Raw genomic sequence first — 11,887 nt, 5'->3', positions numbered from 1 at the left:
CCGCCCACTGCCCTAGCGTGCACCCCGTCAGGCAGCCGCCGCAATCTGGTCCAGCGCCTTCGACAGGTGGCCCACCGTGCGGTCCACGTTGTGCCACTTCTCCAGGCCGAACAGGCCGATACGGAAGGTCTTGAAGTCCGGCCCTTCATCGCACTGCAGCGGCACGCCTGCAGCGGTCTGCAAACCGACTTCGAGGAACTTCTTGCCGTTCTGGATGCCGGGGTCGGTGGTGTAGCTCACCACCACACCGGGCGCCTTGAAGCCCTCGGCCGCCACGCTGGGGAAGCCGCGCGACTCCAGCAGCGCACGCACCTTGGCGCCCAGTTCGATCTGCTCCTCGCGCACCTTGGCAAAGCCATAGGCACGTGTCTCGGCCATCACGTTGCGCAGGCGCACCAGTGCATCCGTGGGCATGGTGGTGTGGTATGCGTGCTGGCCCTTTTCGTAGCCCTCGGCGATCTGCATCCACTTCTTGAGGTCGCACGAGAAGCTGCTGCTTGTCGTGCCCTCAATGGCCTGGTGTGCGCGTTCGCTCAGCATCACCATGGCGCAGCAAGGCGATCCGCTCCAGCCCTTTTGCGGTGCGCTGATGAGCACATCCACGCCCGTGGCCTGCATGTCCACCCACATGGCGCCCGACGCCACGCAGTCCAGCACAAACAGCGCGCCCACCTCATGCGCAGCCGCCGTCAGGGTGCGGAGGTAGTCGTCGGACAGGATGATGCCGCTGGCCGTTTCCACATGGGGCGCGAACACCACCTTGGGCTTTTCTGCGCGGATGGTAGCGGCGACTTCCTCAGCCGGGCATGGTGCCCAGGGCGCCTGCGGGCCGCTGCCCTGCTGGCGCGCCTTGCACACCACGGAACCGCCGCCCAGGCCCTTGTCGGCATCAAAGATCTGCGTCCAGCGGTAGCTGAACCAACCGTTGCGCACGATGAGCACCTTTTCCTTGTTGGCAAACTGGCGCGCCACGGCCTCCATGCCGAAGGTGCCGCTGCCGGGCACCAGCACGGCGGTGTGGGCATGGTAGACCTCTTTGAGAGTGCCCAGAATGTCCTGCATCACGCCGGTAAAGCGCTTGGACATGTGGTTGAGCGCGCGGTCGGTGTAGACCACCGAAAATTCGAGCAGACCATCGGGGTCGATATCGGGCAAAAGGCCGGGCATGGTGGGTCTCCGCGTGTGAAACTGGGGGAAGAAACAAGGCGATCGGACCAGCTTATCATGGCCCCGCACCTCCATTGGTCGCTGCGCCATGCCGCCAAAACCCTTCCAGTTTCTGCCCACTGCACTGCCTGGCATCGACGCGATGCAAGCGGACTCGCACTTCGCCTTCGGCAGGCACATGCACCTGCAGTTCGGCCTGGGCGTGATCGACCGGGGGGCGCAGAAATCGTTCAGCGGCCGGGGCACGGTGGAGTCACTCCCCGGCGACACCATCACGGTCAACCCTGGCGAGGTCCACGACGGCAAGCCCCTGGGCGAAGGCGGCCGCGCCTGGCGCATGCTGTACCTGGAGCCCGCCCTGGTGGCCGGTCTGGCGGCCGAGGTGCGCCCCAGCGCGCCCGGCGCAGGCTTCGAATTCCACGCACCCAACCTGCGCGATGCGCGGCTTGCCGCGCAGGTCCGTGCGCTGTTTGCGGCCGCCACACGGCACCCTCGCCACGCGGCCGCGCCGCTGCAGGTGGAGGAATGCCTGCTCCAGATTCTGGCGGGCCTGCTGCGCCCGGTGGGCAACGGCAGGCACATCGCCGCGTCCGTTGCCAACGCCCGCGCCATGGTGGACGACGACCCGACCATGGCCTGGAGCCTTGCCGAGCTGGCCCGCGAAGCCGGGCTGAGCCGCTACCAGCTGGTGCGGCAGTTCGCACAGGCCACGGGTCTCACGCCGCACGCCTACCTGGTGCAGCGCCGGTTGCACCACGCGCGGCGGCTCATGCGCACCGGCACGCCCCTGGCCGAGGTGGCCGCCGCCAGCGGCTTTGCTGACCAGAGCCACCTCACGCGCCTGTTCGCACGCACCTTCGGCACCACGCCCCACGCCTACCTGCGCGCCCACCGCTGAGGGGCTGCAATTTTGTTCAAGACGCGGGCCCGCGCGTGCGGCGATGCTGCGGACCTCTCCACTCCACAGCATGCCGCCGCTGTGCGGCTCCAAAGCGCCATGGGCATTGAATTCCTCATCACTTCCCTCGTCGTCGTCATCTCGCCCGGGCCGGGCGCCCTGCTGACCGTGGCAGCCGGGCTGTCGGGCGGCGCGCGGGCTGCGGCCGTCACGGCCCTGGGCTGCACGCTGGGCATCGTGCCGCACCTGCTGGCCGCAGTCACCGGCCTGGCCGCGCTGCTCCATGCCAGCGCCACCGCCTTCGACATCCTGCGCTACGCGGGGGTGACCTACCTGCTGTACATGGGCTGGGCCACCTGGCGCTCCCCTGCCGCGCTGGAGGTGCGCGCCGACGCGCCCGCGCGCTCCACCGGGGGACGCATCGCCGAGGCGATGCTCGTCAACCTGCTCAACCCCAAGCTATCGCTGTTCTTCCTCACATTCCTGCCACAGTTCATCGCGCCGGGCGAGGCGCAGCCGGCAGAGCGCATGGCCCAGCTGTCACTGGTGTTCATGGCCATGACGCTGGTGGTGTTCCTGGGCTACGGCGTCTTTGCCGCGCGGTTTCGCGACCAGGTGCTGCAGCGCCCGAGCGTGCTGGTGTGGCTGCGGCGCGGCTTTGCCGCAGCGTTTGTGGCGCTTGGGGGAAAGCTGGCGCTGATGCAGCGCTAGCCAGGCGCCCCTCCCCTGCTCACCAGGTGTCGACGAACCGGTGCCCCAGCGGCGCCACCTGGGCCGACGCCAGCCCGCGCACCAGCCAGGCCCGCGTGTCGGCCGGGTCGATCACCGCGTCGATCTCCAGCGTGGCCGCCATGTGCATGGCCTCGCCGTTGGCGTAGGACTTGGCGAGCAGCTTGGCAAACAGCGCGTCGCGCTCGGCGCCCTCAGGCAGGGCCTCCAGCTCCTTGCGAAAGCCCAGGCGCACGGCGCCTTCGAGCCCCATGGCGCCGAACTCGCCCGTGGGCCAAGCGACAGTGAACACGGGCGCATGAAAGCCCCCGGCCGTCATGCCCATGGCGCCCAGGCCGTAGCCCTTGCGCAGCACCACGCTGAAGGTGGGCACGCGCAGGCTGGCGGCGGTGACGAACAGGCGGCTCACGTGGCGCACCTGGGCCGTGGCTTCGACCTCAGGGCCAACCATGAAGCCGGGCGTGTCCACCAGGCTCACGATGGGCAGGCCATGCGCGTTGCACAGCTGCATGAAGCGCGCGCCCTTGTCCGCCGCATCGGCATCGATGGCACCGCCCAGGTGTTGCGGGTTGTTAGCCAGCAGGCCCACAGGGCGGCCTTCGATGCGTGCCAGCGCGGTGTGGATGCCCGCGCCAAAGCCGGTGCGCAGCAGCAGCAGGCTGCCCTCGTCCACCAGGCCTGCCATCGCCGTGCGGGTGTCGTACACGCGCAGACGGTTCTCGGGCACCACGGCGCGCAGCAGGCGCTGGTCGGGCGCGGACCACTCTGATGTGCGGCCCTGGAAGAACGACAAGTAGTGGCGCGCGGCCTGCACCGCCCCGGCTTCGTCATCGACCAGCACGTCGATCACGCCGTTGGCATGCTGCACGCGGCTGGGGCCGATCTGCTCGGGCTTGAAGACGCCCAGGCCACCGCCTTCGATCATGGCCGGGCCGCCCATGCCGATGTTGCTGGCGCGCGTGGCAATGATCACATCGCTGCAGCCCAGCAGCGCCGCATTGCCCGCAAAGCAGCGCCCCGCCGCGATGCCGATCACCGGCACCTGGCCCGACAGCGCAGCGTAGCTGGCGAAGGTGTGCACATGCAGGCCGGCCACGATGGGCATGTCGGTGTCGCCCGGCCGGCCGCCGCCGCCCTCGGCGAACAGCACCACCGGCAGCTTCTGCGCCAGGGCGATGCCGAGCATGCGGTCGGTCTTGGCGTGGTTGCGGGCGCCCTGGGTGCCCGCGAGCACGGTGGCGTCGTAGGACATGACCACGGCGCGGGATTTCTCGTCGCCAAACAGTGCGCCGTTGATGCCGCCAATGCCCGTGACCATGCCGTCGGCGGGCGTGTTGGCAATCAGGTCTTCCTTGCTGCGGCGGCGGGCCTGCGCGGCGATGGCCAGGGCGCCGTATTCGATGAAGCTGCCGTCGTCGCACAGGTCGGCAATGTTCTCGCGCGCGGTGCGGCCGCCTTGCGCGTGGCGCTTGGCGATGGCTTCGGGCCGTGCGGCGTCGAGCGTGAAGGCGTGGCGGTCGATGACACGTTGCAGGTCGGCGCGGATGTGGTCGGGGTCGTGTGCAGCGCAGCCCTGCACGCCCACATCGGCCGCATCGTCCACGGCGTCCAGCACCAGCAGTGGCTGGCCCTGCACCACGTAGCCACCAGCCACAGCCAACAGTGCGCCCACGCGGCCCGCATGGGGCGCCAGCAGCACATGCTCCATCTTCATGGCTTCGAGCACGGCCAGCTCGGCGCCTGCGGCGACCACATCGCCCTCGGCCACGCTCAGCTGCACCAGGCGGGCTGGCATGGGGGCCAGCACGGCGCCTTCGGGTGCGTCAGAGGTGATCTGCGGGTCTTTTTGCCCTGTAGCGCTAGTCGAATATGCTTTATTAGCTATAATTGTAGTAGCAAACAGAAGCTCTGGCAGTACCGACTCCAGCCAGCGCGTGTGCACCTGCTGGCTCTCCATTTCTTGCCGCGCAGCCAGCGCCTGCAGCAGCGCCAGGTTGGTGGCCACGCCTTCGATGCGGCACTCGGCCAGGGCGCGCTGCGAGCGGCGCAGTGCGTCGGCAAAACGCGGGCTGCGCGTGTGCACGATGAGCTTGGCCAGCAGCGTGTCGTAGTGCGGCGAGGGCGTGGCGCCTGCAGCGCCGTGCGTGTCCACGCGCACGCCTGGGCCTGCGGGCAGATCGAAACGGTGCAGCGTGCCGCTGCCAGGGGTGGCGTTGCCCTGCGCGTCCAGAGTTTCGGCGTTGATGCGCCACTGAACCGCAAAGCCCAACACGGTGGGCGGTGCGGCAGGGTCGAGACCGATGTCCCGCAGCCTGCGGCCCGCCGCCAGCGCAATCTGCGCCTGCACCAGATCCACGCCCGTGACTTCTTCGGTGATGGTGTGTTCCACCTGCAGGCGCGGATTGCATTCGATGAACACAAAAGGCAGGTCGGCACTGGCCAGGTCCACCAAAAATTCGAAGGTGCCCAGGCCCTGGTAGTCCACGGCGCGCGCCATGGACAGCGCGGCATTCGTGATGCGCTCGCGCAATGCGCCGGGCAGCGAGGGGCTGGGCGCGATCTCCACCACTTTCTGAAAGCGCCGCTGCAGCGTGCATTCGCGCTCGCCCAGGGCGATCACCTCGCGCCCGTCGCCCAGCACCTGCACTTCGATGTGGCGGGCGTTGCTCATCAGGCGCTCGACGTACACACCGTCCACACCAAACGCGGCCTGCGCCTCGCTGCGGCAGCGCGCGTAGGCAGCGGGCAAATCATCGGCCGACGCCACCGCACGCATGCCGCGCCCGCCGCCGCCCCCGATGGCCTTGATCACGATGCCGGCATGGGCGTGCTGCGCAAAGAAGGCCTGGGCCTCCTCCAGAGACACGGCCGCCTGCGTGCCGGGCATCAGCGGCACGCCCTGCTGCTGCGCCAGCGCGCGGGCCTGCGCCTTGTCGCCGAAAAGTGCCAGTTGCGCAGGCTTGGGGCCGATGAAGCGCAGCCCCGCTTCGTCGCAGGCACGGGCGAAGTCGGCCCGCTCGCTCAAGAAGCCGTAGCCCGGGTGCACGGCATCACAGCCCTGCGCCTGGGCGATGGCGATGAGGCGCGCGCCGTCCAGGTAGGCGGCCGGGCCGGTGGCACCCAGCGCCACGGCCGCACTGGCCGCCTGCACATGGGGGCTGGCGGCGTCGTCGTCGGCATACACGGCCACGCTGGCTATGCCGAGGTCGTGCAGTGCGCGCACGGTGCGCAGTGCGATTTCGCCCCGGTTGGCAACCAGCACTTTGGTGAACAGAACAGAAGATGGCATGGGGCAGTTGCTCTAATTCTTATAGCTGCTAACGCATATTCAACGAGCGCCAGCGGTCAATTTGTCATTCAATCAAGCAATATCACGGAGCAGGCGGCGCAGCACCTTGCCCGCGCCCGTGGCGGGCAGCGCGTCGATGAAGCGCACCTCACGCGGGGCCTTGTAGGGCGCCATGTTGTCGCGGCACCAGGCCACCAGGGCGGCGGCGTCCACGTCCTGGCCGGGCTTCTTGACGATGAAGGCGCGCACCACCTCGCCCTTTTCTGCATCGGGCACGCCGATCACAGCGGCCTGGGCAACAGCGGGGTGTTTGATGAGCAAGGTCTCGACCTCTTCCGGGAACACGCTGTAGCCCGAGACCTTGATCATTTCCTTGAAGCGGCCGATGAAGGTGAGGTAGCCGTCCGCGTCAATTTGGCCCATGTCGCCGGTGTAGACCCAGCCGTCGCGCAGCGTCTTGGCCGTGGCCTCGGGCTTGTTCCAGTAGCCCTTGAAGTTGCCAGGACCGTAGATGGTGATCTCGCCCACCTCGCCAGCGGCCAGCGGCGCGCCGGTGTCGGGGTTCACGATGCGGATCTGGTTGCCCGGCACGGGCTTGCCCTGCGTGCCCCAGCGGATCGCGTCCACCGGCATAGCGGTGTCCACGGTGTGGGTTTCGGACAGGCCATAGGCCGCCTCGTGCGAGATGCAATTGGGCGCGAACTGCTGCCACTGCTGGGCCAGTGCCTCGGTGAAGGTGATGCCAAAGCTGGTGACCGGGTTGCGGCGCAGCGCGCTCCAGTCCATGTCGCGCGCGCCCGGCACCTGCATCAGTGCGCCGTTCATGGGCGCGATGCTGTACCACCAAGTCACGCGGTGGCGCTCCAGCGCCTGGGCCACGCCCAACGGGTCAAAGCGGTACAGCAGCACGGCCGTGGCGCCGGTGTAGACCGGCAGGTTCACGCCCATCACCATGCCGGCGATGTGGTACAGCGGCGCCACGGCCAGCAGCGTTTCGTGCGGCGTCGTGCCGTTGCAGTCGGCGGAGGCAGCGGTCTTGAAGGTGGCGTTGCCATAGCTCAGCATCGCGCCCTTGGGCAAGCCGGTGGTGCCCGAGGTGTAGGTCATGAGCGAGACATCGTCCATCGCCAGCGCCACGGGAGCAGGCCGCGCGCCGGTGCGCGTGGCGGCCAGGAAGTCTTCGCAGCCCGCCGGCACCGGGCCCATGGCGGCGCGCATGTTCAGCAGCTCGGCGGGCACGTCAATGCTGGGCGCGCCCTCGGGCAGCAGCTCCGCATAGCGCACCACAAACACATGCTGCAGCGCCGTCTTGGCGCGCACCTTGTCCACCACAGGCAGCAGCACATCGGCCGCGACGATCACGCGCGCCTGCAGGTCGGTGAGCTGGTATTCCAGCTCATGCTCCTTGTTCAGCGGCCCGCAGGGGCAGACGATGGCGCCGATCTTCTGGATGCCGTAGTGCGCCATCACGTACTGGGGGCAGTTGTTCATAAACAGGGCCACGGGTTCGCCCTTCTGCACTCCCAGCGCCTGCAGGCGCGCGGCGAAGGCATCGCTGGCCGCGTCGAGCTGTGCCCAGGTGATGGGCTGGCCGTACCAGAGGTAGGCGATGCGGTCGGGTGTTTCGCGCGCGTGGCGGCGCAGGTGTTCGTGCAGCGGCAGGGGCGTTGCGGTGGAAGGCATGGCGTTGTTGTCTCCAAGGTGTCTGCAATCGCTGGTTCCCGGGGGCATCAGAACCCGTTCTAAGGGTTTGCGATAGGCGCCCTCACCCGCCAGCGCCTTGTCAATATATACCGCTTGGTAGAACAATGCTACCCATGGGTATAACCAAAGCGACACCGACCACCCCGCCCGCCACACTGGGCGCGCTGCCCTTGAAGGCGCGCGGCCGCCAGAAGGCCAGCACGCTCAGCACGGACGAGAAGCGCGAGCGCATCCTCCAGGCGGCCGAGGCGCTGTTCGACCGGCAGGGCTACGCGAACACGACGATGGAGCAGATCGTGCAGCAGCTGGGTGTGACCAAGCCCTACGTCTACTACTACTTCCACAACAAGCAGGAAATCTTCGAGACGCTGTGCTGGCGCCCGTCCGTGGCCTGCTTCACGGCCATGGACTTCCCCGAGGACGACCTGCGCCCCGCGCACACCAAGGTCGCCGAGGGCATGGAGCGGCTGATCCGCGCCACCATCGAGCACCACCCGGCCGCCTTCTTTCCGTACCGCGAACCGCAGGTCTTCCGCCCGGAATACCTGGCCATGCAGAAGAAGCTGGCCAGCCACTTCTATGACCGCATGTGCGCGCTGATGGAAGAGGCCCGCAGCGAGGGCACGCTGGACTTCAAAGAGACCCGCCTCACGGCCCTGGCCGCCTGCAGCCTGCCGGGTTTTCTCTACCACTGGTACCGGCCCGACGGGCGCCTGTCACCTGCCGAGGTGGTGCGCGAACTGTCTCAACTGGCCTGGCGTGTGCTGGGCCTGCGTGCTCAGGGCGAAGCAGCGGACCAGCCCGTCGTGCCCAAGGCGGCGGGCCGTGCCAGCGCGCGCCGCAAGCCTGCCGCCAGCGGTTGACCCCACGCCGCGAGACGGCGCGCTACCCCTTTTTTGCACCATCCCACCCATCGAGGAGATCCGAGCATGAGCCCCACCTTCCGCACCCTCACGGCCGCTGCCGCCTTGTGCGCCGTCAGCGCAGCCAGCGCGCAGGAGACCTTCAAGGTTGCCTACATCGACCCGCTGTCGGGCCCGTTCGCCAACGTGGGTGAGCTGATGCTCACCCACACGCAGTACGCCATCGAGGACATCAACGCCAAGGGCGGCGTGCTCAAGGGCACCAAGCTGCAGCTGCTGCAGTTCGACAGCAAGCTCTCGGCGCAAGAGAGCCAGAGCGCGCTGCAGGCCGCCATTGACCAGGGGGCCAAGGCCATCGTGACGGGCGGCTCGGGCTCCTCCGTGGTCACGGCGCTGGTGCAGGCGGCAGCGCGCCACAACCAGCGCAACCCGGGCAAGGAGATCCTGGTGCTGAACCACTCCTCCATCGACCCCGAGCTGACGGGCAAGGCCTGCAACTTCTGGCACTTCCAGTTCGAGGCCAACACGGCCATGAAGATGAAGGCCATTGCCAACTACATCAAGAAGCAGCCGGACATCAAGAAGGTGTACCTGCTGAACCAGGACTACGCGCATGGCAAACAGTGGGCGCACTACGGCCGCGAGATGGTGGGCCTGGCGCGGCCGGACATCCAGTTTGTGGGCGAGGCGCTGCACCCCATCGGCCGCGTGAAAGACTTTGCGCCCTACCTCGCCAAGGTCAAGAGCAGCGAGGCCGACTCGGTCATCACCGGCAACTGGGGTCAGGACATGACGCTGCTGCTGAAGGCCGCGGGCGATGCGGGCTACAACCTGCGCTACTTCAACCACAGCGCGGGCTCCATCCCGGGCACGGTGCTGGCCGTGTCACAGGCCAAGCAAGGCCAGTTGACCTGGGTGGCCGAATGGCACCCCGGCCAGGCCGACACTCCCAAGGTGGATGCGCTGGCCAAGGCCTACAAGGCCAAGACGGGCAAGGACTTCCTTGCGCCGCGCATTGAGATGACTCCGCGCTTCCTGGCGGCCGCCATCAACAAGGCCCAGTCCACCGACCCGGTGAAGGTGGCCCGCGCGCTGGAAGACCTGACGCTGGAATCGGTGGTGGGCCCCGTACGCATGCGGGGTGAGGACCACCAGCTGCTGCTGCCCCAGGTGGTCAACACCATTGCGCCGGTGGACGGCAAAGCCGTGAAGGTGGGCTGGGAAGGCACGAACTACGGCTTCCGCACCGATGCGGCCTACACCGGCAATGAGCTGGCACAGGGCACGGACTGCAAGATGGCGAGACCCTGACACCACGGCGCATCAGCGCGCGGTAGACCCCACGGCGGCAGCTGCCACGGGCCGCCGCTACCATGGCCGGTCATCGCATTCATTGACCCGACCCACAAGGACCGCGCCCATGCCCGACTTTCGCAGCGACACCGTCACCCAGCCCACGCCCGCCATGCGCGAGGCCATGTTCAAAGCCCCGCTGGGCGACGATGTGTTTGCCGACGACCCTTCGGTGAACGCACTGCAGGACCACGCGGCCGAGCTGTTGGGTTTTGAGGCGGCGTTGTTCGCCCCCTCGGGCACGCAGACCAACCTGATCGCGCTGTGGGGCCACTGCCAGCGCGGCGACGAGGCCATCGTGGGCCAGAGCTGGCACACCTACCGCTGGGAAGCAGGCGGCATGGCGGTGCTGGGCTCCATCCAGCCCCAGCCGGTGGAGACACAGCCGGACGGCACCCTGCGCCTGGCCGACATCGCCGCCGCCATCAAGCCCGACGACCCGCACTTTGCGCGCACCCGCCTGGTGGTGCTGGAGAACACCACCGGTGGCCAGGTGCTGCCGCCTGCCTACATCGCCGAGGTCGCACAGCTGGCACGCAGCCGGGGGCTGGCCATGCACCTGGACGGCGCACGTATGTTCAACGCGGCCACGGCCAATGCTGCACGCAACGGCACCGATGTGTACGAAGAAGCGCGCGCGCTGTGCAGCCACTTTGATTCCGCATCGCTGTGCCTGAGCAAGGGCCTGGGCGCGCCCGTGGGCTCGCTGGTGCTGGGCTCGCGCGACTTCATCCGGCAGGCGCGCCGCACCCGCAAGATCTTGGGCGGTGGCATGCGGCAGGCGGGTGTGCTGGCGGCTGCCGGCCACTATGCGCTGCAGCACCATGTGCGGCGCCTGGTGGAAGACCACGCCCGCCTGGACCGTCTGGCCCAAGGCCTGGCCGAAGCCAACCGGAGCCACCCTGTGCTGCAGGGCAAGATCATCGTGCTGCCGTGGCAGACCAACATCCTCTTCACCGACCTGCATGCAGAGGTGGCGCCCGCCTTCACCGCGTGGCTGGCGCAGCACGGCGTGCGGGTGACCAGCAGCCTGTATGGCGGCGCGACCCGGCTGCGCTGGGTGACGCACCTGGACGTGAGCGAGGCGGATGTGACGACAGCGCTGGACTGCGTGGCGAGCTTCAGGCTGCCAGGCTGAGCCCGCTCAAGCGGCGGGGTAGGTCCGTCCACCAAACACCCCGGTGCCCACGCGCACCAGGGTGCTGCCTGCCTGGATGGCGGCCTCCAGGTCGGCCGTCATGCCCAAAGACAGGGTGTCGAAGTGTTCCAGGCCCGGCTCCCCCAGCGCAGCCATCTGATCAAAAAGTGCTCTGGCGCTCCGGTGGATTGCCAGTTGCGCTTCAAATTCAGGAGCATGGTCTGGAATGCTCATGAGCCCCCGCACCACCAGCCGTGGCAGTTTTGCGACAGCGCGCACCAGGTCCAGGGCTTCGGCCGGGGCCACCCCTGACTTGGTGGGGCCTCCGTCGATGTTGACCTGGATACATATCTGTAGCGGCGGCAGGTGATCGGGCCGCTGGGCCGACAAGCGCTCAGCGATCTTGAGCCGGTCCACCGTGTGCACCCAGTCGAAGTGCTCGGCCACGGGGCGCGTCTTGTTGCTCTGGATGGGGCCAATGCAGTGCCACTGCAGCGCTGCGCCGGGCAAGGCCGCCCGCACGGCAGCGATCTTGTCCACGCCCTCCTGGATGTAGTTCTCGCCAAAGGCGCGCTGACCTGCGGCCACCGCCTCCAGCACCGCATCGGCGCCAAAGGTTTTGGAAACAGCCAGCAGGCCCACTTGGGCCGGGTCGCGCCCGGCGGCCTGGCACGCCTGGGCGATCCTGCCCATAACCTGTTGGAGGTTGTTAGCAATCGTGGTCATAATGTTTGATAAGCGTACCA

At 68.1% G+C, this 11,887-nt stretch carries 9 protein-coding genes; 5 read left to right on the top strand and 4 right to left on the bottom strand.

What is annotated here, in order from left to right:
- Positions 1 to 27: 27 nt before the first annotated feature.
- Complete coding sequence (locus ACOYR4_RS02235) at positions 28 to 1,167, bottom strand: aminotransferase class V-fold PLP-dependent enzyme (RefSeq protein WP_422848482.1); 1,140 nt, start codon at positions 1,165 to 1,167, stop codon at positions 28 to 30.
- A gap of 88 nt (positions 1,168 to 1,255) precedes the next feature.
- Between ACOYR4_RS02235 and ACOYR4_RS02230 the strand changes: the two genes are divergently transcribed.
- Together ACOYR4_RS02230 and ACOYR4_RS02225 are read left to right on the top strand one after the other, a co-directional pair.
- A complete protein-coding gene (locus ACOYR4_RS02230; protein ID WP_422848481.1) occupies positions 1,256 to 2,065 on the top strand; it encodes an AraC family transcriptional regulator in 810 nt (269 codons plus the stop codon).
- 99 nt (positions 2,066 to 2,164) lie between these two features.
- Positions 2,165 to 2,776 carry a LysE family translocator gene (locus ACOYR4_RS02225; protein ID WP_422848480.1) on the top strand — a complete coding sequence of 204 codons (612 nt, stop codon included), beginning with the start codon at positions 2,165 to 2,167 and terminating at the stop codon, positions 2,774 to 2,776.
- A gap of 19 nt (positions 2,777 to 2,795) precedes the next feature.
- Here the strand turns inward: ACOYR4_RS02225 and ACOYR4_RS02220 are convergent, their stop codons facing one another.
- Positions 2,796 to 6,083 carry a carboxyl transferase domain-containing protein gene (locus tag ACOYR4_RS02220; protein ID WP_422848479.1) on the bottom strand — a complete coding sequence of 1,096 codons (3,288 nt, stop codon included), beginning with the start codon at positions 6,081 to 6,083 and terminating at the stop codon, positions 2,796 to 2,798.
- 72 nt (positions 6,084 to 6,155) lie between these two features.
- Positions 6,156 to 7,766, bottom strand: a complete 1,611-nt coding sequence (locus ACOYR4_RS02215) for an AMP-binding protein (RefSeq protein ID WP_422848478.1) — start codon at positions 7,764 to 7,766, stop codon at positions 6,156 to 6,158.
- 134 nt (positions 7,767 to 7,900) lie between these two features.
- Between ACOYR4_RS02215 and ACOYR4_RS02210 the strand changes: the two genes are divergently transcribed.
- The 3 genes from ACOYR4_RS02210 to ltaE all read left to right on the top strand — a co-directional run bounded on the left by ACOYR4_RS02210 (position 7,901) and on the right by ltaE (position 11,141).
- Positions 7,901 to 8,650: a TetR/AcrR family transcriptional regulator gene (locus ACOYR4_RS02210; RefSeq protein WP_422848477.1), complete on the top strand. Its 750-nt coding sequence runs from the start codon at positions 7,901 to 7,903 to the stop codon at positions 8,648 to 8,650.
- 66 nt (positions 8,651 to 8,716) lie between these two features.
- Positions 8,717 to 9,961, top strand: a complete 1,245-nt coding sequence (locus tag ACOYR4_RS02205; protein WP_422848476.1) for a branched-chain amino acid ABC transporter substrate-binding protein — start codon at positions 8,717 to 8,719, stop codon at positions 9,959 to 9,961.
- 109 nt (positions 9,962 to 10,070) lie between these two features.
- The gene (gene ltaE, locus ACOYR4_RS02200) at positions 10,071 to 11,141 is read left to right on the top strand and encodes a low-specificity L-threonine aldolase (protein WP_422848475.1); all 1,071 of its coding nucleotides are present in this window, start codon (positions 10,071 to 10,073) and stop codon (positions 11,139 to 11,141) included.
- 6 nt (positions 11,142 to 11,147) lie between these two features.
- On the opposite strand, the gene ACOYR4_RS02195 is transcribed toward ltaE, so the two are convergent.
- Positions 11,148 to 11,867: a YggS family pyridoxal phosphate-dependent enzyme gene (locus ACOYR4_RS02195; RefSeq protein WP_422848474.1), complete on the bottom strand. Its 720-nt coding sequence runs from the start codon at positions 11,865 to 11,867 to the stop codon at positions 11,148 to 11,150.
- Positions 11,868 to 11,887: the final 20 nt, after the last annotated feature.

The organism is Acidovorax sp. M14, from assembly GCF_049331375.1.
Classification (GTDB): Bacteria; Pseudomonadota; Gammaproteobacteria; order Burkholderiales; family Burkholderiaceae_C; genus Acidovorax.
The sequence above is the reverse complement of the archived record's forward strand: the minus strand, read 5'-3'. Positions and strand labels throughout refer to the sequence as shown.